The following is a 19,712-nucleotide window of genomic DNA, read 5'->3' as shown; positions in this document are numbered from 1 at the left end:
CTAGACTTGCGCCATCGTGAACAGACCCGCCATTTTGCCCGAGCTCGACGGCCTGCGCGCCGTGGCCGCCTACGGCATCGTGGCCACGCACGTCGCCTTCCAGACCGCCACCGGCTCCGCGGTGCTGGAGCGCTTCGACTACTTCGTGGCCGTCTTCTTTGCGCTTTCGGCGTTCCTCCTGGCGCGCGGCGGTCTCCGTGAGGGCTACTACGGGCGGCGGGTGTCGCGCCTTGCACCCGCGTATCTTGTGTGCGTGGTTGTGGTGCTGCTCGCGCTGCCGCCGCTCGCAGGGGTGACGTGGGGCCAGGTCGCGGCGAATGTGCTGCTTGCGCAGATTTACGTGCCGCATTCGCTTATCGACGGGCTCACGCAGATGTGGTCGTTATGCGTCGAAGCCGCCTTCTACTTGGTCCTGCCGCTGTACCTGCGCCTCGGGTCGTGGGGGCGGCACGCGGCGCTGGCGGGGGCCGTGGTGCTGGGCCTGGCGTGGCCGTGGGCGGTGTCGGGTGTGACGGATCCGGCGGTGGTGAACATGCAGATCTGGCCGCCGTCGTACGTCCCCTGGTTCGCGGTGGGGCTTGTGCTGGCGGAGCTGGAGCGCGCCGGCGTGCGCTACACCGGCCCGCGCTGGCCGGTTGCGGCGCTGGCGCTGCCGGTGGCGTGGGTCGGCGGGGTGCTGGGCCCGCGAGGGCTGGCACACCCCTCGCCGGCCGAGTTCAACGTGCGGGTGCTGCTCGGCGCGGTGTTTGCAGCACTTATTGTTGCGCCGTTCGCGCTGGGGCAGCGGCAGCGCGGCACGGTGCTGTCGTCGAATGTCATGCGCACCCTGGGCCACTGGTCCTACTCGGTGTTCTTGTGGCATATGGCGGTGCTGTACTTCGTCTTCCCCGTGCTGGGGGTGCCGATGTTTTCGGGCCACTTTGTGCTGGTCTACCTGGCCACCGCGCTGGCGAGCACTGCCGTGGCGTACATCTCCTACGAGCTGGTGGAGGTGCCGGGTGCGCGGTTGGTCAGGCAGGCCACGGCGAACAGGCCGGCCACGACCAAGAAGGTGGAGGAACCGGCGTAGTTCGCCGCCGGCCACGCCGCGCGCGCGAGCACGAGCCCGCAGATGGTCATGGCGCCGGCCGCGATGCGGTGCATCGGTAACACGGTGAAGCGGCGCACCACCCACGCGAGGGCCACCGCCGCCAGGCCCTGGAAGGGGAACGCGGCGATCACGGCCACGGTCGGCGCCCAGTTCGCGCCTGCTTTCGGCACGTACGGGGTGCCGTCCTCGCGCCGCCACGGCAGCCACAAACACAGTGCGAGCACGAGCAGGCTGAACGCCCCGCCGAAGATCAGCGAGTAGCGGTAAGCGCCCTCGCCCGCGAAGCGCATCTCGAACTCGCCGTCGGCTCCCGGAGGGACGCGGAAGGCCTGGGCGCCGGCGTCGATACGCATTGGCTCCAGCTCGGTGCCGCCGAGGGTGGCGCGGAGACCGTCGTTGAACGCGCGCGTGGTCAGGATCAGCCGGTCGCCGGTGCGGTTGGGCATCGGTGCGCGGGAGAGCATGACCGTATCCGTGCGGGTGAACAGCTCGTGGGTGCCGGCTTCGAGGAAGACGCTGCCCACGCGGCGCTCGCCGTCGATGGTGGCGGGCGCGCTGAGCTGCCACGTGGCGTCCTCGGCGGTGGTGAAGCGGCGCTGGATAACCGTGTGCTCGGGGAAATGCCGCTGGAAGAAGTAGCGGTCCGCGGTGCCCTCCACCTCGACGATGCGGTGGATGCCCACGTCGAGTTCGCGGATGCCCACGGGTTCGGTCAGCTGCAGGATGGTGGCGTCGCCGCGGGTGAGCCTGCGCGGCTGGTCTTTGACCAGGGTGACGCTGCGGCAGTTGCTGTGCCCGTCGCACAGCTGGACGGTGGTGTCCGCGGTGGCGGCGATGGTGACGTGCTCCTGCTGGGTTTGGAACTCGATCCAGGCGTCGCGGTCGCCGGGCGCGGGCCACCAGGCGGTCTCGTTTACGCCGTCGAAGGCGGAGGTGAGCGACTTCGACGCGTCGGGACCGCCGAACGCGCCGGCATCCGCGGCCGAGGACGACGCGCGGGCGAAGCCGTCCGCCGCCACCGCCGCGCGGGAGCCGGCAGACGGGTAGTCCTTCACACGGTTGCGCACCGTGCCGTCCTCCCACTCGGCGGCGAGGTAGCCGGACTGGCCGTCGATGGTGCCGTAGTTGCGCACCGCAAGCGCCGGGGTGTCGGTGACCACATCGGCATCCCCGCCGGTCAGTCGCGCCGGGAAGTAGCCGAGCTCGCGCCACAGCAGCGGCAGCACCTCGCCGCCGCCGTCCACCGCGACCGGCTCGCGGTCCGTGTCCATCACGTCCGCGTGAGGGTCCAGCAGGAAGATGTCCACCTCGCCGAAGCTCGCATCCGGCTCGCCCATATTCGGCGTCGGCGGTTGGCGCTCAAGGTCGCGGCGCACCACCACCGCGCCCACACCAATGGAACGCAGCGCTTGCCTATCGACGAGCTCCGCCTGCCCCTCCAACCCCCGAATCGCCTCCGGATCCACCAGGGGCACCGCGTCGCGGAACGCGAAACGCGCCTGGGTCAGCGCCTGGATCGGCTCGTCACGCGTCCACCCCCACGTCTGCCGCGCAAACGACGCCGGCGGGACCACAAGCGTGCGGGTGCCGGCGGCGTGCTCGTCCAACCACTGGCCCGCGGCGACCCAGTCCTCGGACACCTCGTGCCAGGTGCCCTCCGGCAGCAGGCGCAGCGACCACGCTGGCGCCACCGCCATTGCGGCGGCAAGGGTGATGCCGACAGCCTTCGGTCGGTTCACGTTCGCGGCCAGGTGCCCGGCGCCGAGCGCGAGCGGCAGGTGGACCAGGGGGTCGAATTTGTGCAGGTTGCGGAAGGGGGCGAGAGCACCGTCGTAAAGCGAAGTGCTCATGTGCGCAGAGCCGAGCACCCAGAAGCCCACCGCGAACACCGCGAGCAACGGCCCGCGCCACGGCATGTCGCGGCGCGCCAGGCCCGCGAGACCGAACGCGGCGACGAGGCAGGTGGCTATGACGAAGGTCGGCTCCGCCACCAGCAGGTGGCCGGCGGCGCGCTCCGTGTCCACGAACGGGGTCCAGCTGGTGGTGCCGCGCAGGATCTCCACTGGGTTGAGCCACGCGGTGGTCACGCCGGCGGACTCGATGAAGTCCGTGAACGGCGGGGAATAGCGGCCCAGCACCAATAGCGGCCCGATCCACCACGCGGACACCGCCGCCGCCCCGACGGCGAACTTGCCGGCGGTTTTATAAGCACGCCGCGCGATGAGCAGCACGAACGCCGGCAGGCACGCGGCGATGGTGGCGGTGGCGTTGACCGCGCCCATGCACGCCACCGCCACCACCGCCGGCGCCACCTGTGGGTTGCGGCGCGTCAGCGGGATCAGCGTCCACGGCACCAGCGCCACCGGCCACGCCTCCGAGGAAATCGCGGTGAGGGTAGTCAGGATGCGCGGACTCAGCGCGTACACCGCCGCCGCGAGGACCTGCGGAAACGTGCCGCGGATACCGACCCGCCGCGCCAACGCGAGCGTGCCGGAGTACGCCAACCCCAGCAACAGCCACCACCACGCGCGCTGGATCAGCCAATCCGGCACATGCAGCAGATCCCCCGCCAGGAAGAACGGCCCCTGCGGAAACAAATACCCGTACGCCTGGTTTTGCACCTGGCCCAGCGGAAACTCGTCCGTGTAGGCGTGCGTCGCGCGGCGCAGAAACCGCGCCGGGGCGGCAACCAGGTCGAATTTCGTGTCCGCCGCAACCTGGCCCGGCGGCTGTGCAAGCACAACAACGAGCAGGACCAGCCAGCCTGCGAGGTGCGCGCGCATCCCCCGCACCAGCGCCTACTTCCTCGAGCCGTACTCCGGCCCGCCCAGCACCGCCTCATCCGCCGGCACCGCCGTACCCTGCGGCACCGCGGATTGCCCGGACACGGACGCGATGCCGAGTACCCCCACCACACCGAGCACCACGCCAACGACCGTGCTGGCCAAAACGGGCGCGGTGGCGCGCCGGGCAAGCGACGCCGGCAGGGCAAATACTCGGTGGGACATGTCGGAGAAGCCTACCAGCAGCGGGTACAGTGGCTGTGGTTTGAAACAGGGTTTGAAACAGGCGACAAGGGGAATGGTTTATGCGGGCTCGGACAGGTGCGGCGCTGCTCGCACTTGTTTGCCTATCGACGTTTAGCTTCGCCGGATGTGCCGAACAGTCTGAGGACAACGCTGCTGAGTCGGCGGTTTTGGAGACTGCGGTTGCGGGCCGGGAGGACGTCGACAAGCAAGAAGCCCCCGAGATGGTGCCGCCTACTTCGCCCCCGGCCGCGCCCGCACCCTTGTCGCCCGCGCAGCAGCGCGTGCCGGACGACCTGCGGCAAAAGGTTGCTTCGCTCATGGTGGTCGGCGTGGCCAACTACGACCAGGCGCGGTTCGCGCTGGACCAGGGTGTCGGCGGGCTGATCATCCCCAGCTGGGCTGACCCGGCGCTGCTGACCGAGGTGGGCCGCGACATCAACGCCCTGCGCGCCCAGTACCACCGGCCGTTCAGCGTCGCCATCGACTTCGAGGGCGGCCGCGTGCAGCGGCACACGCAGGTCCTCGGCGAATTTATGCCGCCGCGCGCGCTCGCCGGGCAGCCACCCGAGGTGATCCGCGGCACCGGCTACGACATCGGCCGATCCCTGCGCGCCCACGGCATCAACGTGGACTACGCACCGCTGCTGGACCTTGACGTCAACGGCCTGGACATCGTGGGCGACCGCGCATTCCACGGCAACCCCGATGAAGTCGTGCGCGTCGCCGGGCTGTTCTCGCAGGGGCTTATCGATGCCGGGGTGACCCCGACGTTCAAACACTTCCCCGGCCACGGGCGCGCCTCCGGGGACACGCACCACCACTTGGCCGTTACCCCGCCGCTGGACCAGATGCGCGAGCTGGACCTGCGCCCCTACGGCCCGCTGCTGGAACAGTTCCCCCGTGTGAGCGTGATGATGGGCCACATGATCGTCCCCGGCCTTGGCCCGGACGGCGTGCCCAGCTCCATGAACCCGGACACCTACCGGCTCCTGCGCACCGGCGACTACCCGGGCGGTGTGCCCTTCGAAGGCGTGGTGGTCACCGACGACCTGTCCGGCATGCGCGGCATTCTGGACTACGCCCCCACCCGCGACGCCGTGGCCAGGGCGATCGGCTCCGGCGCGGACCAGGCGCTGTGGTCCTCCGGCGCGGACCTGCCCGGCATCATCGACCACATCGTGTGGTGCGTGCACAACGGCTACATCCCTGAAGCCCGCGTGGACGAGGCCGCAACCAGGGCGCAGCAGCAGCTTATCGACGTGGGGTTGTAGGCGTCTCTCCGGCTATGAGAGATCAAAGATCTGCATTACTGTGGGGCCCGTGACTACGGTGAAGGCAACCTCGCACAGGAAGGGCCGCGCAGGCACCGCCAAGGGCGGGCCGGGCGTGATGGGCCGCGGTGCCAAAATCACGCTCAGTGTGCTCCTAGGCATCCTCGCCGTGGCGCTCGCGATCTATCTGGCGGATCTGGCTACCCACCGGGGCAACGTCCCCCGCGGCACCCAGGTCGGCGGCGTGGACATCGGTGCCATGGCGCCTGATGAGGCGCGCGAAAAGCTGCAGGCCGAACTCGGCGGTGTCACCGACGAAGCTGTTCCCGTCAAGGCGGGGGAGAAGAGTACTGAGTTCGTTCCCGCAAAGTCAGGCTTGGGCATCGATTTCGATGCCACGGTGGACGCCGCCGGCATCGAGACCGCTAACCCCGTCGAGCGCCTCCGCGGACTGTTTACCACCCGCGAGGTGGATGTTGTGCCGACCGTCGACGACAAAGCCCTGGGCGGCCAGCTCGACCGCATGACCGAAGAGCTGCACGTGGACCCCGTCGACGGCACTATCCGTGTGCAGGGCGGCAAGGCCGAAACCACCGACCCGAAGCTCGGCCAGGACGTGGACCGCACGACGCTTCGCGACGAGGTGACCACCGGCTGGCTCAACCCGGACGGAGTTGAGGTGGAGCCGAAAGAGGTGCAGCCCGCCATCAACGACGACGCCATGAAGGCCGCGCTCGGCGGTCCCGTGCGCGCCGCCCTCGACGGACCGATCACCGTCACCGGCAAGGACGGCGTCGCCGCCGCGGTGCCGCAGGACCGCATCGGCGAAATCGTGCAGTTCCCCGCGGTGGAGGGCCGCATTGCACCCGAGGTGAACCTGGATGCGGCGCGCACAATCCTGGGCGACCAGCTCGCGGAGACCGAGGTAGAGGGCAAGAACGCGCGCGTGTTGGCCGGAGGCGGCGTCGAACCGTCCGTCGACGGCTCCGTGGTGGACTGGGACGCCACCCTGGCCGGCTTTGAAAAGCGCTTGACCGGCGGGGCTTCCCGCGAATGGGACGCGGTGTACAAGGACGTGCCCGCGCAGTTCACCACCGAGCAGGCGCAGAACGCCACCTTCAACGACGTTGTCGGCTCGTTCACCACCAGTGGCTACTCGGGCGCGTCCGGCACCAACATTGCGCTGGTGGCCCAGACCGTCAACGGTGCGGTTGTGAACCCGGGCGAGACGTTCTCCCTGAACGGCTACACCGGCCCGCGCGGCCCCGCGCAGGGGTATGTGGAGTCCGGCATCATCCTCAACGGGCGCGCGGACACCGCGGTCGGTGGCGGCATCTCCCAGTTCGCCACCACTTTGTACAATGCCTCCTACTTTGCCGGCATGACGGATGTGGCGCACATGCCGCACTCCTACTACATCTCCCGTTACCCGGCCGGCCGCGAGGCAACCGTGTACGAGGGCGCGATCGACTTGCAGTTCCGCAACGACAGCCCGCACCCGGTGCGCATCGCCACCAGCGTCGGCGGCGGTGAGGTCACGGTGAGCCTGATGGGTGTCAAGACCGTGACCGTCGAGTCCGTCAACGGTGGCCGGTGGGCGCAGACGCAGCCCCAGCCGGTGAACGTCTCCGGCTCGAACTGTGCGCCGTCTTCGGGCGCGCCTGGTTTCACCACCTCCGACACCCGCATCATCTACGACCTCGCCGGAAACGAGCTCAGCCGGGAAACCCAGACCACGGTGTACGACCCGCAGCCGATCGTGCGCTGCGGTTAGCGGTTAGCAACTAGCCGCCACGCACCCCACACCCGCGCGGCACCGAATGCCGCGCGTCCAATGTTCACGCTGTGTTGCCGCCCCGGTCGGGGCCGGCCCTGGAACCATCGCCGAGATCGAATAACGGCGGGTCGGTGGTTGTCTGGTTCGGTGGGTCGTCGAAAGCGGGGTATTTCTTCCGCACCCGCCGGATAGTCCTCTGACCTGGCGATTCTTGGTACTGACGTGTCGTGGTTGGCGTCGGTGGCCCGCCGTCGGCGGGGTGGTGGGTGACGTCCCAGGTGGAGGGGTCTTTCTCGAAATGGCCCTTGCCGCCGGCGCCGTCCCTGTTGTCGTTGTTGCACATGTGGTGCTCGCGACACAGGAGGACCAGGTTTTCCAGGTCTGTGAACCCGCCGTGCAGGTACGACTGGATGTGGTGGGCTTCCAGTTGCACGCCTGGCTTGGTGCATCCGGTCCAGGCGCACACCTGCTGCATGGCCAAAAGCACCAGTTTCTGCTCCACGCTTGCCAACCGCGCACGCCCGAGGGACAGCGGCACCCCGGTGCACGAGTCCAGCTGGAGGGCAAACGAATCGCCCGCCAACCCGAGCCGGACTATATCCAAGGCAGTCAGGGACACGGAGGTGTTCGTGGCGAACTCGGTGTAGGCGTCCGCCCCCATGAGGTCTTCCAGCGTCAGCGTCATTACCACGGTGCCGATGCCTTTGCGCGCCACGGCGGAGGAGTTCGCGTGGTCGCCAACAATGTCCATGAGTTGGTCGAACCGCCGTTGCCCGCGAGTGCGCTTGTCCTCGGCGCCGGGCGGCAGGTTTGCCCCGGGTGCCTCGCCGGCGGCCAGCGCGGCCTCAAATGCGGCGCGGCTGGCTTTGTCGAAGTAGATCTGCCCCCAGGAGCCGCCGTCGCTGTCCTCTTCACCGAAGATCATGGTGCGTTTCTTAAACGCGGCGAGTGGGTCCTTGCTGCCCTCGTAGTCTCGGCCCTTGCGGTTGGCGCGCTTGACCAGTGTGTTCACGTGCTTCCGTAGCTCTTCCGCGGACATGGTCTCCGCGGCCTCGAGCGCCTGCGCGTAGATTTCGTCGCGGCCCGGGTCCGAGTGCTCGTTGAGCTGCATCAGCGCCCGTTCGATGATGCGCTTCTTTTCCGCGTTGGCCTTCGCCGCGGCCTTCCGGGCGCGCTCTTTGGCCTTGCGCGCTTCCTCTTTGCGGCGTTCTTCTTCCTCGGCCTGCTTCTCGCGTTCCTCCTCGTCCATCATCGGATCCGAGGGCGGCGTCGGCACCTCGACCTCGCCGAACATCGTCTTCGCCTGGTTGAGCAGGCTAAAGGCGTCGGCCCGCGGGAGCCCGAGCTGCTTGGTCAGGTACTCCACCGGGTGGTTCGCGCCGACCAGCCGGCCAGCCCCGTCGCGCTCGCACAGGTGCGCAAACGCGATGTTCGCGTTGGATAGCAGCGGCAGCGCCGCGTGCAGCCGCTCCATCGCCTGGTGCGTGGACAGTAGGTGGAGGGATTCGGGCTGCATCATGAGCGCCTCGAGCGCCTTCAGGCTATCGACGAGCTGGTCCACGTGGTGGTCAATCACCGTGGTCATGGCCGGATCCCTCCCTTCAAAGTCACACCGTCAACGAATGAACAATGCACACGCTACGACACGCCTCCGACACGACCACCCAGAACGCGAACACATGTTCGAATAACCCTAAGCGGCCAGCAACTTTAGCTCGTCGATAAGCAATAGGTGCTCACTCAAAATGTGCAGGCGGCACATGGTCGCCCACCTCGCGCAGTAGCCCCCACGAGGTGAGCTCCGCATAGAGAGGATCACGAGGCATCAACGAATGGTGGGGCGCGTAGCCGTCGTACCACTGCCCGGAGTCGATGTTCGCCACGTCCGCACCCGGGACGGCCTCGAGCATCGACGTGGATGTCGGCGTAACCACCGTGTCCGCCGGCGAGTAGATGGAGGTGTACACGATCCCCGGCGCGGTGTCCGGGCCGCTCGCAAACTCGCGCAGCCAGGCGGAACCCGCGAGCTGCTGCGCCGCCCCCGGCGCGACCAGGGCGGTGAAGTGCGGGTGCTTCGAGGCGAACGCGCCCATCCGTCCTGCCATCCCGCGGAAGTCGGTGCCGTGGAAGTTGCCGCCCATCGCCACCACGCGCCGCACCTTCGCCGCGCCCCCGCGCGAGATGAACAGCTTGGTCATCAGCGCGCCCTGCGAGTGCGCCACAATATCCACCTGCTCCGCGCCGGTTTTCCGCAGCACGCGGTCCACGTGCTCTTCCACATCCCCCACGATCGAATTCAAGTCCCCGGTGCCGAAAAACCCGGGCGCGATCATGTCGCCGTAGTCGTAGCCCCAGACCCAAAACCCCTGCTCTTTCAGCCTTTGCGCGTTCGACTCAAACGCCGCGGTGCGCGAGTTGATCCCGTGCACGTACATCACCGGCGTGGGGTGTGTGGGCTGAAAATTCCGGTCGTTGAACGGCATCGGCGGGCGGTTTTGCAGCCCGCGCACCGCCCCGTACCCGGCCGCCAGTGTCATCATCGCGCTGCTGAGTTTCATCCTTTTGAGCATATTGCTTATCGACGTCCTCCGGTCCCCACTTGCGGTAGACCAAGCGGTCTGTTATTGTCTGTTCCTGGATCAAGAAGTCCGACGCACCCTGTATAAGGGGAAAGCCTCCCGGCTCGTCGGCTGGCAACCGCGCACATCGCGCACGGTGCCCCCGGGAGAAGATCCGCCGGCACGTGCAACCGCCGCGCCGGAAGTGCGATTCTCAAAGGAGATCAACCATGTCCTCCGACATGAACGACATGTCCAACCAGTCCCTCTTCGCCGACGACTGGGCGCCCGCCACCCTGGGCAACGTCAACATCAGCACGGTCACCTTCACTGTCGACGGCACCGATGACACTGTCACTGCGGAATTCCCGTCAGCTATGGATGCCTTCGACTTTGTCGGCCGCACCGGGCCAAAGTTCGAGTACTCCGCCATCGAAGGTGCAATCCGCGACCAAAACGGCACCGTAATCCCGCTGCCGGAGCCGCCCGCTGAGCGTATCCCGTGCGGACACGACCAGTGCGACCTGGTTGCTAACGGCCACAAGGGGCGCTGGATCCCGGTGCTGCGCGCCGCCAACGGGCCCAAAGAAGACTGGCTGCCCATCACCATCATCGAGCACGACGGCAACAAGCTGATCTTTTCCACCGAAGACGGCGTGTACACCTGCTACCACCACGATCCGGAGCGCCTGGCCAACGCCGTTTCCTACAACCGCGAGTGGCCCGTGTTGCGCGGCGAATTTAACGGCCGCAGCTACCCGGTGAGTGTGGTGTCCTCGAAGCCGATCGGGCCCTGCAGCCACGCATAATGCTTTTCGACGACCTCCCGGACCCCACCGCCTTCCTTACCGCGACCCGTAATTTCCAGAACGGCCGCTACTTCACCGTGAACGTGGGACAGCTCTTGCTCACGTTTCGGTTCCCGAATTCGAAGGAGGCGCTGCAGTGCATCCGCCGCCTCGGGTTCCTTTTCGAGTATTCGCCGGGGCGCAAAGCGTTTCGCAACTCCTCCGGCGAGCTGATTTCCGCGCCGCCGGTGTGGGTGGCGCGACGTTATGTCGACGCGGACGAGTGCGAGGTGGAGGGCAACGGCCACCATGTGCTCGGCGGCGAGATATGGGATGCCACCATGCACACCGACGAGGACTGGCAGCCCGTGGAGGTCGTGGAGCAGACCGGTTTGCGCACGGTCATTGCCACACCAATGGGCGTTGACGAGGTCTTCCACCACGACCCGTGGGCAATGCAGTTCGCCGTGAAGTACTGCGTGGGCTACAACGTAATGCAGTGCAATTTTCCGGAGGAAAGCGGCATCAAGGACCCGTTCATCTCCCTCGCACGCGCGGACATGCGCCCGTGTCCAAGGCAGGTGTACGGCCCCGAGGTGCCGTGGAAGATCCGCTACTTCTTGTAGCCCGCACCCCGAAAAAGAAAAGAGAGCCGGCGACGAGAATCGAACTCGCACTCTCAGCTTGGGAAGCTGATGTTCTACCACTAAACTACGCCGGCAGCTCTGCCAACTTTAGCACCACGGATTCGCGGCCCAAAACAGGGAAGTACACTCAGTGCCGTGTTGCTTTCAAATCACGACATCCGCGATGCCATTGACTCCGGCCACCTCGGCATCGAGCCGTTCGATGCCGAGCTCATCCAGCCGAGTTCGATCGATGTGCGCATTGACAAGTTCTTCCGCGTTTTCAACAACTCGAAGTACACGCACATCGACCCGAAGCAGGAGATGCCCGATCTGACCACGCTCGTCGAGGTGCCGGTCGGCGACGCGTTTGTCCTGCACCCCGGCGAGTTCGTGCTCGCCTCCACCCTCGAGTGCTTCACCCTCCCCGCGGATCTGGCCGGCCGCCTCGAGGGCAAGTCCTCACTGGGCCGCCTGGGCCTGCTCACGCACTCCACCGCGGGCTTCATCGACCCGGGCTTTTCCGGCCACATCACGCTCGAGCTGTCCAACGTGGCTAACCTGCCCATCGTCCTGTGGCCGGGCATGAAGGTCGGCCAGCTCGCGCTGTTCAACATGACTTCGCCCGCGGACACCCCGTACGGCACCGGCAAGCTCGGCTCGAAGTACCAGGGCCAGCGCGGCCCCACCCCGTCGAAGGCCTACCTGAACTTCCAGTAGGGGCTTTTGCCTATCGACGAGACTTCGGCGCTAGCGCTTCAACTGCGGGAAGAAGGGCAAGGCCAGGCTGACCGCGGATAGTGCGGCGCTGATAACTGACACAATGATCGCGATAATGGCAAGCGTATTGTCTTGTTTTGCGGGCTCAGGCTTTAGCACGGTCGTTGTGGGGGTTGGCGCAGTGTAAGCCGCGCACTCCTTGAGTGCCTTCATCTCGGCTTCTGCCATCTGGATTTCAAAGTCCGAGAAGTATTCCTTGAACGGAGTGTGTTTCTGCTCCCAGTTGCTCCAGACGCCTTCTTGTTCCTGCTCTTTTCGGAATTCCTCGAAGTAGGGGATCATGTGTTCTGCTTCCAGGGGAGACCAGAACTCGTTGTGGTAGGTCCGGCCGTAGACTTTTTCGAAGACGCTCTCCACTTTGTGGGTGTCGATAAAGCACGTGTCACCCTTGATTACGAGTTTGATATCGGAGGGCTTGTACTTCACATCAGTTGCCTTCACAGGTTTCCGTGACGGTCCAACAATCGTATCGGTGAAATTGGGGGATGGGTTGCTAGTTGGGGTAGCCACGAATTCCGCTGTAGGAGTGGCCTCTGTGACCGTCGCGGCGCTTTCTTGCCCGTGGGCTGGGGCGATTAGTTGGGTAAAACTGAGTGCGGTTACCAGAACCGCAGAAGCTAGCTTCCTCATTGAGACTCCTTGAACCTGTTGTGGGGACGTGGCTAAGTTACCGCTGCTCTACTTGCCACTGTGGTATTGACTGGTAATTCGGTGAAAATAAGCTGTGTGCTCGTCTGCCTGCTGCTCACCCTGCCGACCTTGTCGCTCCACGGCATAATGGCCTCTTATGCGGATGACTGTGATTGGCACTGGTTACCTCGGGGCTACGCATGCGGCGTGCATGGCTGAACTCGGCCACGAGGTGCTGGGCGTAGACGTTGACGAAACCAAGATCGAGGCGCTGAAGAACTCCAAGGTGCCCTTTTACGAGCCGGGCCTTCCCGAGGTGCTCGAGCGCAACATCGAGGCAGGGCGCCTGAGCTTTACGACGAGCTACGCCGAGGCCGCCGCCTTCGGCAATGTGCACTTCATCGGGGTGGGCACCCCGCAGCAGCGCGGCTCCTACGCGGCGGATACCCGCTACGTCGAGGCCGTCATCGACGATCTGGTGCCCCAGCTCGAGGGCGAGCACCTGATCCTGGGCAAGTCCACCGTCCCGGTCGGCACCGCCGCTGCCCTGCAGCAGCGCGCCGACAAACTCGCCGCCGAGCACGGCAACAAAGCCCAAGTTGAAATCGCCTGGAACCCGGAGTTTCTCCGCGAAGGCTACGCGGTGAAGGACACCATCGAGCCGGACCGGATCGTGTTGGGCCACCGCGCCGAAAATTCCCGCGCGGAGGAGATCGCCCGCGAGGTCTACGCCACCCCGCTGGAAAACGACACCCCGTTTATCGTGACGGATCTGCAGACCGCGGAGCTGGTGAAAGTCTCCGCCAACGCGTTTTTGGCCACGAAGATCTCGTTTATCAACGCCGTGTCCGAGGTCTGCGAGAACGTCGGCGCGGACGTGACCCAGCTGGCGGACGCCATCGGCTACGACGACCGCATCGGCCGCAAATTCCTCGGCGCAGGTCTCGGCTTCGGCGGCGGGTGCCTGCCCAAGGACATCCGCGCCTTCATGGCCCGCGCCGGCGAGGTCGGCGCCGACCAGGCACTGACCTTCCTGCGTGAGGTGGATGCGATCAACATGCGTCGCCGCCAGCGCGTGATCGACCTGGCCCGCGAGGAGCTCGGCAGTGTGATCGGCCGCAACATCACCGTGCTCGGTGCGGCGTTCAAGCCGAACTCGGACGACGTGCGCGACTCGCCCGCACTCGCCGTGGCTGGCCAGCTCTCGCTCGCCGGCGCGAGCGTGCGTGTCTACGACCCGCAGGGCATGGACAACGCCCGCAAGGTCTTCCCCACCCTCGACTACGCCACCAGCCTCGAGGATGCACTGCGCGGCGCCGAGCTGGTCATCCTCGCCACCGAATGGCAGGAGTTCAAGGAGATGGATCCACAGTGGGCGGCGGAGCTCGTCGACAAGCAACTGCTCATCGACGGAAGAAACGTCCTCAACGTCACCGACTGGCAAAACGCCGGCTGGAAGATTCGCGCCCTGGGTCGGAGCCTCTAGTTTCGTAGTACCTAATTCGGGCATACCTGCAGGGTGTGCCCGTCTTAGTATTTCTGGCTGAGTGGGGCATGATAGTCCGCATGTCCAAGGAGAAGTCAGGAAAGTTTGCCAAGGGCGCCCTGGGCGCTGCCGCCGCGGCGCTGGGTGGCGTCGCCATCCACGACCTCACACAAACCAAGTACCCGATCCTGCGCAACTACCCCGTTTTGGGGCACATGCGCTACCTGCTCACGGACATCGGTCCGGAGCTGCGCCAGTACTTCATCGAGCGCGACTGGGACGGCCGCCCCTTCAACCGCGACCAGCGCAACGCCATCTACGAGCGCGCGAAGGGCAAGCAGAGCGAGACGTCGTTCGGCACCGTCCAGGACGTCTACGACACCAACCACGAGCACCTCGTGCACTCCATCGCCCCGGTGGAGGAGCCTGCCGAGCCGCCCCGCGCGCTCGTGGGCGGCAAGGACTGCACCAAGCCGTACTCCATCTCCATGCTCAACGTGTCCTCTATGAGCTTCGGCTCGCTGTCCAAGAACGCCGTGCGCTCCCTGAACAAGGGTGCGGCCATGGGTGGGTTCGCCCACAACACCGGCGAGGGCGGCATCTCCCCGTACCACCAGGAAAATGGCGGCGACCTGGTCTGGCAGATGGGTACCGGCTACTTCGGCGCCCGCACCGAGGACGGCGACTTCGACCCGGCAAAGTTCCGCGACAAAGCGCAGGACGACCAGGTCAAGATGGTGGAGCTGAAGCTCAGCCAGGGTGCCAAGCCCGGCATCGGCGGCGTGCTGCCGGCGGACAAGATCACCAAGGAAGTCTCCGAGATCCGCGGCGTGCCCATGGGCGTGGACTGCATCAGCCCGGCGGCGCACCGCGTGTTTAGCACTCCGGTGGAGCTCATCGAGTTCATTGCCAAGATGCGCGAGCTTTCCGGTGGCAAGCCGGCGGGGTTCAAGATGTGCGTCAGCAGCCGCCGGGAAGTGCTCGCCATTTGCAAAGCTATCCGCGCTGTCGGCACCGCGCCCGACTTCATCGTGGTGGACGGCTCCGAAGGCGGCACCGGTGCCGCGCCCATCGACTTCGAGGACCACATGGGCATGCCGCTGACCCACGGCCTGATGCTGATGCACAACGCGCTCGTGGGCACTGGGCTCCGCGACCAGATCAAGATCGGCGCCTCCGGCAAAGTCGCGGGCGGCTCCGACATCGTCATGCGCATGATCCAGGGCGCGGACTACACCAACTCCGCCCGCGCCATGATGATGGCCACCGGCTGCATCCAGGCGCAGCGCTGCCACACCGGCGAGTGCCCCTCTGGCGTGGCCACCCAGGACCCGCGCCGCAACCGCGCCATCGTGGTGGAGGACAAGTCCAAGGCGGTCTACAACTTCCAGAAGACCACCGTCAACACCGCCGTGCGCCTCATGGCGTCCATGGGTGTCTCCGACCCGTCCGAGCTCACCCCGCACATGCTGCGCCGCAGCGTCTCGCCGACCGAGTCGCGCTCCTACGCCTCCATCTACGAGTGGCTGCGCCCGGGGCAACTGCTTGAAGACGCCCCTTCGATCTGGGCCCCCGACTGGAAAGCCGCCTCCCCGGACACCTTCCGCCCGGTGGCGTAGCTTCCGTCTCGCGGGCCTGGGGTGGGCTGGCTGGCCAGCTCCCAGGGCCCAGCTCCAACCAGGTTCAACCGGCCCCACTCAGCCCCAACTCGCGGATCTGCTAGTTCGCCATTTAAGAGTTCACAGCGCAACTAGCAGATCAGCCTGATATCGACACCGCGTTTCAATATCACCTGGGGAAACGTAAAGTTGGACGTTTGATCTGCTAGTTTGCTCGGTAGAGAGCCACCGCCGAACTAGCAGATCAGCGTCTTGTCAGGTCACTTACTGGACGCAAAGTGCTTGACCCGCACACTGGCTCAGCGTAGTTTCTAACAAGATTGCGTCCCCGAGGGAAGGAGTAGGCAGTGCTCACGTTCCGTGTTTCCGCATAACACGAACCAGAAAGACGTATGAGCATGCCTATTTCCCTGAACAACATTTCTCTCGAGTGGCCCAATGGAACCACGTGCTTTGAAGGCCTGAACGCCGTATTTGATAGTCGGCTTACCGGGTTAATCGGCGACAATGGATCCGGTAAATCCTCTCTGATCAAGATCATCCTCGGTCAGCTCGAACCGACGAGTGGATCGGTGGAACGCCCCACGAATATCGCGTACTTACCGCAGGACCTCACGCTGCGGGCGGACGACACCGTGGCTGATGTTTTCGGCGCTACTGAGACTCTCAACGCAATTGCATCCGTCGAGGCCGGAGAGTTCGACCCCCAGCTTTTCGAAACTATCGGTGACCGTTGGGATATCGCCGCAGAGATCACCGCCACCCTGTCCGCGCACGGCCTCGACCTGCCTTTGGGTAGAACCCTGAATACGCTTTCCGGCGGTGAAACAGTCCGGGTAGCGTTGGCCGCTTTGTTCTCCGGCAACCCCGATTTCGTCGTCTTGGATGAGCCAACCAACAACCTCGACCACCACGCGAAAGAGCAGCTCATACGGGAGCTGGAGGCGGCGTCGGTACCTGTGCTCGTCGCTAGTCATGACCGCGACTTGCTGCAGAGCGCCACCGAAATTGCCGAGCTGCATGACGGCCAGCTGCGTTTGTTCCCCGGGAACTTTTCCGCCTACAAGGAGACGCTCGCGCAAGAGCAGGAATCAGCGATACGCGGGGTTAGGGACGCAAAAGCGAATCACCGCAAGCAGGTCAAGGAGCGGGAAGCGATGCAGACACGTATCGATCGCGATGCGCGCCGTGGAAAGAAGTTCGCCGCTTCGAAGCGCAAGCCCGGCATGGCGATGGGCTTGGACAAGGACAGGTCTGAAAAGACTGCGGCGAGACGGGGGTCGGCCCACGCAGGAGCGGTGGAGGGCGCGCTCGCCGCGTACAACAAAGCCCAGGAAAAGGTCCGTAATGATCAAGTTGTCTTTATCGATTTGCCCGGCACTGAGCTTCCAAATGGTACGCGGGTCCTGGACATTCCTGGACTGACAGTTGTAGGGCCCGAGCGGGTGCGCATCACCGGTCCTAACGGAAGCGGCAAGACCACGCTGCTCAACTCCATCGTGAGTGGGCAGGCAGGCTACGTCATCGACGACGTGGGCTACCTTCGCCAGCGCATAACGCTAAAACCGGAGCTGACGGTGCTGGAGCTGGTGACACAAACCAACCTCGAAGCAGAGCCGCAGTACATTCGCGACCAGCTTGCGCAGCTGCTATTCCAGAACGACACCGTGTACGCCCCCGTTGGCACGCTGTCCGGCGGGGAGCGATTCCGCGTCGAGATTGCCCGGATTCTTCTCGCTCACCCGGCTCCGAAGCTATTGCTTCTCGACGAGCCCACCAACAATATCGACATTTCCACAGTGGACTGGCTCGTCTCCGCACTGGACAGCTACGCCGGCTCGATCGTCCTGGTCAGCCATGACGAGGACTTCTGTGCGCGAATAGGGCTCACCCGCGAAGTCGCCATCGAGACCCTGCAGTGCAGTTGACTGTTATGGGCGTACGAACCTTCGAACCTTGGCTGCAGTGAAAGGGTCCGTAGCTTTTTCAAGTTGGTTGAGTACTGTCTCCTCATCTTTCGAAGCGGAGAGTTCGACGCAGAGAGAGTGTGCTTCACGAAATTCGCTTGGGAAGTCCGTCAGAAGACGGGTGATCATCGCTGAGGGCTGAACGAGATCGATGCCTTGGCGGCCCATCCATTCAGCAGGAAAATCCCTCGTGTTGTCGGTGAGCAAAATGTCCGCTCCGGCGCAAAGCGCAGCTGCGAGTACGTGGCGGTCTTTCGGGTGGACATCCACGTTGCGGGGGACCACGTCTTCTGACACGGGGAGTTTGAGTTTTGCGTCTGGGAGAAACTCGTTCATGAGCTCTTCAAGACGGCGAGTGGAGAATTCATCGAGGCCGATGGAGGCACGGAGGTTACGTGACATCTCATCCAGAACTTCTTGGCTCCAGCGAATCTCCAGCGCACCTGTATGTGCGCTGTAGAGAAAGCAGTCTCTGAGGACACGAGAGAAGAGAATGTTGGCGTCGACGAAGGTGACCGGCACGCTTCGTCGCAGGATCCCGCTACTCGGTGAACCCGATTTCATTGGAGAAATCCGCAAGCCTTCGAGCTACACGCTGTCGACGCTCGAATTCTGAATCCGCACTCTCCAGCACACGCAGAATCGTTTCCGCTTGGCGATGGGAAAGAACAACCTTCGCCGATGATGATTGCGCTGCTTCGCGCATCGCCTGACGGAGGGTTCGCGCGTTATCGCGGAACGCCTCCCTCGGGACGGGCACAGATGTCATATGCGCAGGATACCTGGTCGAAGCCCCCCGCTGGAACCCCTAGTGCTGGTGGTAGTCCACTAGGAAGTTGCCGAGCCGCTCGATCGCGTTTTCCAGCTGGGACGCCCACGGCAGAGTGACTACGCGGAAGTGGTCCGGGGTGGGCGGCGAAGCTCGTCGAGAGGCAGGTGCTTATCGACGGACGACACGACCCGCGTGGCAAAACGCCGGCTGGCAGCTCCACGCGTTGGGGGGCGGAGCCTCTAGAAAATTACACTCTGAGCCTTTCGTCGTTCGAGAAATAGCCAATCGGAGTCAGATACCGTCTTGCTCGTTGTTACCGGGGGAACGAAAGTACCGCTTTTTGGACAAAATATTCCAAAGTTAGCGCTAGCCATGTTCATCCTGCAACAGCGCTCATACAATCCTCCCCGTACGATGTGTTTCTCGGCTTTTGAAAGGCTTCCCATGTATCGCTCAATGACCATCCGCAAGGCGGTTGTCGCTCCCGCGCTCGCCCTAGCCCTGACCGCTGCAGTCATGACTCCGGCGCTGGCGGGCACCGCCACTTCCGTTGCCTCCACCGTCAAAACCCGGGAGAACGACACCGCCGTATTCTCCACCGCGAATGACGGCCGCGACCTCCTCATCTCCCTCAAGCATGGCGCCACCTTCGCGCAACAGAACGATGACGTGGTGGTTAGGGACGCAGCCGGCAACCTCGTAGAGACCCTGCCCACGTCTGCGGTGAACAAAGAGGGCAACACGATCGGCTTCTACTACACATTGAAGAACGGCAATCAGTTGCAGGTCACACAGACTGCCGCCGACGGCTTTGTCACCTACGGGTGGTGGAGCGACTGGGGTAAGTGTGCCGTCGGCACAGGCGGCTCCGCCCTTGTGGCTGGGGCGGCCAGCGGGGGCTGGGGTGCGCTCGGTGGCGGTATGGTCGGCGCCGCCACCTTCTGCTAGGGGACGATCATGAAACTGCGTAACTCGAAGATGGCGATCGGTATCTCCACCCTTGCGGTATTTATCTCGGTGGCCCTTATCGTGGCGTTAGGTCGCGCCTACGTCATCCTCTTCCTTCTTTCGATGGCGCTTTTGGCCAGCTCGGTGAAGTCGGCTTTGGCTCAGGCCGAGGCGCGCTCCGGCCCTAGTCGCCGGTAGGCCGGAGACCAGCTGCGACAGCGAAGTCGCCGAAAAGCGAAAGTATGTCAGGGGAGCGCCAAGCACGCTGACGCTTGTCCACTCGGGCAGACACGGCAATGCCGTCAGCTACTAGGCGGTCCAACGCGTTGCGGGCGGTGAGGATGACGCGAGAGCCTTCCACCAAACTTGCG

Annotated in this window: 18 protein-coding genes, 1 tRNA gene and 1 riboswitch; of the genes, 11 read left to right on the top strand and 8 right to left on the bottom strand. The window is 64.9% G+C overall.

What is annotated here, in order from left to right; genetic code table 11:
- Positions 1-16: 16 nt before the first annotated feature.
- Entirely contained in the window at positions 17-1,069 is a 1,053-nt protein-coding gene (locus O5O53_RS09110; protein ID WP_269511531.1) for an acyltransferase family protein, read from the top strand.
- Here O5O53_RS09110 and O5O53_RS09105 read toward each other — a convergent pair.
- Positions 976-3,873, bottom strand: a complete 2,898-nt coding sequence (locus O5O53_RS09105; protein WP_269511688.1) for an alpha-(1->3)-arabinofuranosyltransferase domain-containing protein — start codon at positions 3,871-3,873, stop codon at positions 976-978. The genes O5O53_RS09110 and O5O53_RS09105 overlap by 94 nt on opposite strands.
- A 15-nt stretch (positions 3,874-3,888) precedes the next feature.
- Complete coding sequence (locus O5O53_RS09100; protein ID WP_239356071.1) at positions 3,889-4,098, bottom strand: DUF2613 family protein; 210 nt, start codon at positions 4,096-4,098, stop codon at positions 3,889-3,891.
- 80 nt (positions 4,099-4,178) lie between these two features.
- Here O5O53_RS09100 and O5O53_RS09095 point away from each other — a divergent pair, with 80 nt between their 5' ends.
- Positions 4,179-5,390: a glycoside hydrolase family 3 N-terminal domain-containing protein gene (locus O5O53_RS09095; protein ID WP_269511529.1), complete on the top strand. Its 1,212-nt coding sequence runs from the start codon at positions 4,179-4,181 to the stop codon at positions 5,388-5,390.
- A 118-nt stretch (positions 5,391-5,508) separates the two neighbouring features.
- Entirely contained in the window at positions 5,509-7,164 is a 1,656-nt protein-coding gene (locus tag O5O53_RS09090; RefSeq protein WP_269511686.1) for a VanW family protein, read from the top strand.
- 64 nt (positions 7,165-7,228) lie between these two features.
- On the opposite strand, the gene O5O53_RS09085 is transcribed toward O5O53_RS09090, so the two are convergent.
- Together O5O53_RS09085 and O5O53_RS09080 are read right to left on the bottom strand one after the other, a co-directional pair.
- Positions 7,229-8,752 carry an HNH endonuclease signature motif containing protein gene (locus tag O5O53_RS09085; RefSeq protein ID WP_269511526.1) on the bottom strand — a complete coding sequence of 508 codons (1,524 nt, stop codon included), beginning with the start codon at positions 8,750-8,752 and terminating at the stop codon, positions 7,229-7,231.
- 151 nt (positions 8,753-8,903) lie between these two features.
- Positions 8,904-9,725: an esterase/lipase family protein gene (locus tag O5O53_RS09080; RefSeq protein ID WP_269511523.1), complete on the bottom strand. Its 822-nt coding sequence runs from the start codon at positions 9,723-9,725 to the stop codon at positions 8,904-8,906.
- Between the two features lie 79 nt (positions 9,726-9,804).
- Positions 9,805-9,939, top strand: a riboswitch (SAM riboswitch).
- A 16-nt stretch (positions 9,940-9,955) separates the two neighbouring features.
- Between O5O53_RS09080 and O5O53_RS09075 the strand changes: the two genes are divergently transcribed.
- On the top strand, positions 9,956-10,534 hold the full coding sequence (locus tag O5O53_RS09075; protein WP_269511520.1) for a hypothetical protein: 579 nt from the start codon (positions 9,956-9,958) through the stop codon (positions 10,532-10,534).
- A complete protein-coding gene (locus O5O53_RS09070) occupies positions 10,534-11,139 on the top strand; it encodes a hypothetical protein (protein WP_269511517.1) in 606 nt (201 codons plus the stop codon). The genes O5O53_RS09075 and O5O53_RS09070 overlap by 1 nt, the downstream gene beginning before the upstream one ends.
- 24 nt (positions 11,140-11,163) lie before the next feature.
- On the opposite strand, the gene O5O53_RS09065 is transcribed toward O5O53_RS09070, so the two are convergent.
- A tRNA-Gly gene (locus O5O53_RS09065) sits at positions 11,164-11,234 on the bottom strand.
- 61 nt (positions 11,235-11,295) lie between these two features.
- Between O5O53_RS09065 and dcd the strand changes: the two genes are divergently transcribed.
- Positions 11,296-11,859 carry a dCTP deaminase gene (dcd, locus tag O5O53_RS09060; protein ID WP_269511513.1) on the top strand — a complete coding sequence of 188 codons (564 nt, stop codon included), beginning with the start codon at positions 11,296-11,298 and terminating at the stop codon, positions 11,857-11,859.
- A 30-nt stretch (positions 11,860-11,889) separates the two neighbouring features.
- On the opposite strand, the gene O5O53_RS09055 is transcribed toward dcd, so the two are convergent.
- Positions 11,890-12,549 carry a hypothetical protein gene (locus tag O5O53_RS09055; RefSeq protein WP_269511509.1) on the bottom strand — a complete coding sequence of 220 codons (660 nt, stop codon included), beginning with the start codon at positions 12,547-12,549 and terminating at the stop codon, positions 11,890-11,892.
- Positions 12,550-12,706: 157 nt separating this feature from the next.
- On the opposite strand from O5O53_RS09055, the gene O5O53_RS09050 reads away from it, so the two are divergent.
- The 3 genes from O5O53_RS09050 to O5O53_RS09040 all read left to right on the top strand — a co-directional run bounded on the left by O5O53_RS09050 (position 12,707) and on the right by O5O53_RS09040 (position 17,582).
- Positions 12,707-14,035, top strand: coding sequence for a UDP-glucose dehydrogenase family protein (locus tag O5O53_RS09050; protein WP_269511506.1), 1,329 nt, complete (start codon positions 12,707-12,709; stop codon positions 14,033-14,035).
- Between the two features lie 80 nt (positions 14,036-14,115).
- Positions 14,116-15,654, top strand: a complete 1,539-nt coding sequence (locus O5O53_RS09045) for an FMN-binding glutamate synthase family protein (RefSeq protein ID WP_269511503.1) — start codon at positions 14,116-14,118, stop codon at positions 15,652-15,654.
- A 398-nt stretch (positions 15,655-16,052) separates the two neighbouring features.
- Positions 16,053-17,582 (top strand): ABC-F family ATP-binding cassette domain-containing protein, encoded by a 1,530-nt coding sequence (locus O5O53_RS09040; protein ID WP_269511501.1) that lies wholly within the window; start codon positions 16,053-16,055, stop codon positions 17,580-17,582.
- Between the two features lie 3 nt (positions 17,583-17,585).
- On the opposite strand, the gene O5O53_RS09035 is transcribed toward O5O53_RS09040, so the two are convergent.
- Complete coding sequence (locus tag O5O53_RS09035) at positions 17,586-18,143, bottom strand: PIN domain-containing protein (RefSeq protein WP_269511498.1); 558 nt, start codon at positions 18,141-18,143, stop codon at positions 17,586-17,588.
- A 19-nt stretch (positions 18,144-18,162) separates the two neighbouring features.
- Entirely contained in the window at positions 18,163-18,390 is a 228-nt protein-coding gene (locus tag O5O53_RS09030) for a hypothetical protein (protein ID WP_269511494.1), read from the bottom strand.
- Between the two features lie 459 nt (positions 18,391-18,849).
- Here O5O53_RS09030 and O5O53_RS09025 point away from each other — a divergent pair, with 459 nt between their 5' ends.
- Positions 18,850-19,341: a DUF8020 domain-containing protein gene (locus tag O5O53_RS09025; protein WP_269511492.1), complete on the top strand. Its 492-nt coding sequence runs from the start codon at positions 18,850-18,852 to the stop codon at positions 19,339-19,341.
- Positions 19,342-19,350: 9 nt separating this feature from the next.
- Positions 19,351-19,539 (top strand): hypothetical protein, encoded by a 189-nt coding sequence (locus tag O5O53_RS09020; protein ID WP_143338978.1) that lies wholly within the window; start codon positions 19,351-19,353, stop codon positions 19,537-19,539.
- Positions 19,540-19,712 lie beyond the last annotated feature (173 nt).

Origin of the sequence: Corynebacterium faecium (assembly GCF_027257105.1) — a bacterium.
GTDB lineage: Bacteria > Actinomycetota > Actinomycetes > Mycobacteriales > Mycobacteriaceae > Corynebacterium > Corynebacterium lehmanniae.
Note: the sequence above shows the minus strand (reverse complement) of the source record. Positions and strands in the feature narration are given on the sequence as shown.

Bases quoted from the DNA above. Each gene is read 5' to 3' on its own strand.
- O5O53_RS09085 (WP_269511526.1), bottom strand. From the start codon at position 8,752: ATGACCACGGTGATTGACCACCACGTGGACCAGCTCGTCGATAGCCTG.
- O5O53_RS09050 (WP_269511506.1), top strand. From the start codon at position 12,707: ATGCGGATGACTGTGATTGGCACTGGTTACCTCGGGGCTACGCATGCG.
- O5O53_RS09025 (WP_269511492.1), top strand. From the start codon at position 18,850: ATGACCATCCGCAAGGCGGTTGTCGCTCCCGCGCTCGCCCTAGCCCTG.
- O5O53_RS09040 (WP_269511501.1), top strand. From the start codon at position 16,053: ATGCCTATTTCCCTGAACAACATTTCTCTCGAGTGGCCCAATGGAACC.
- O5O53_RS09090 (WP_269511686.1), top strand. From the start codon at position 5,509: ATGGGCCGCGGTGCCAAAATCACGCTCAGTGTGCTCCTAGGCATCCTC.
- O5O53_RS09080 (WP_269511523.1), bottom strand. From the start codon at position 9,725: ATGAAACTCAGCAGCGCGATGATGACACTGGCGGCCGGGTACGGGGCG.
- O5O53_RS09105 (WP_269511688.1), bottom strand. From the start codon at position 3,873: ATGCGCGCGCACCTCGCAGGCTGGCTGGTCCTGCTCGTTGTTGTGCTT.
- O5O53_RS09045 (WP_269511503.1), top strand. From the start codon at position 14,116: ATGTCCAAGGAGAAGTCAGGAAAGTTTGCCAAGGGCGCCCTGGGCGCT.
- O5O53_RS09020 (WP_143338978.1), top strand. From the start codon at position 19,351: ATGAAACTGCGTAACTCGAAGATGGCGATCGGTATCTCCACCCTTGCG.
- O5O53_RS09075 (WP_269511520.1), top strand. From the start codon at position 9,956: ATGTCCTCCGACATGAACGACATGTCCAACCAGTCCCTCTTCGCCGAC.
- O5O53_RS09030 (WP_269511494.1), bottom strand. From the start codon at position 18,390: ATGACATCTGTGCCCGTCCCGAGGGAGGCGTTCCGCGATAACGCGCGA.
- O5O53_RS09070 (WP_269511517.1), top strand. From the start codon at position 10,534: ATGCTTTTCGACGACCTCCCGGACCCCACCGCCTTCCTTACCGCGACC.
- O5O53_RS09095 (WP_269511529.1), top strand. From the start codon at position 4,179: ATGCGGGCTCGGACAGGTGCGGCGCTGCTCGCACTTGTTTGCCTATCG.
- O5O53_RS09100 (WP_239356071.1), bottom strand. From the start codon at position 4,098: ATGTCCCACCGAGTATTTGCCCTGCCGGCGTCGCTTGCCCGGCGCGCC.
- O5O53_RS09055 (WP_269511509.1), bottom strand. From the start codon at position 12,549: ATGAGGAAGCTAGCTTCTGCGGTTCTGGTAACCGCACTCAGTTTTACC.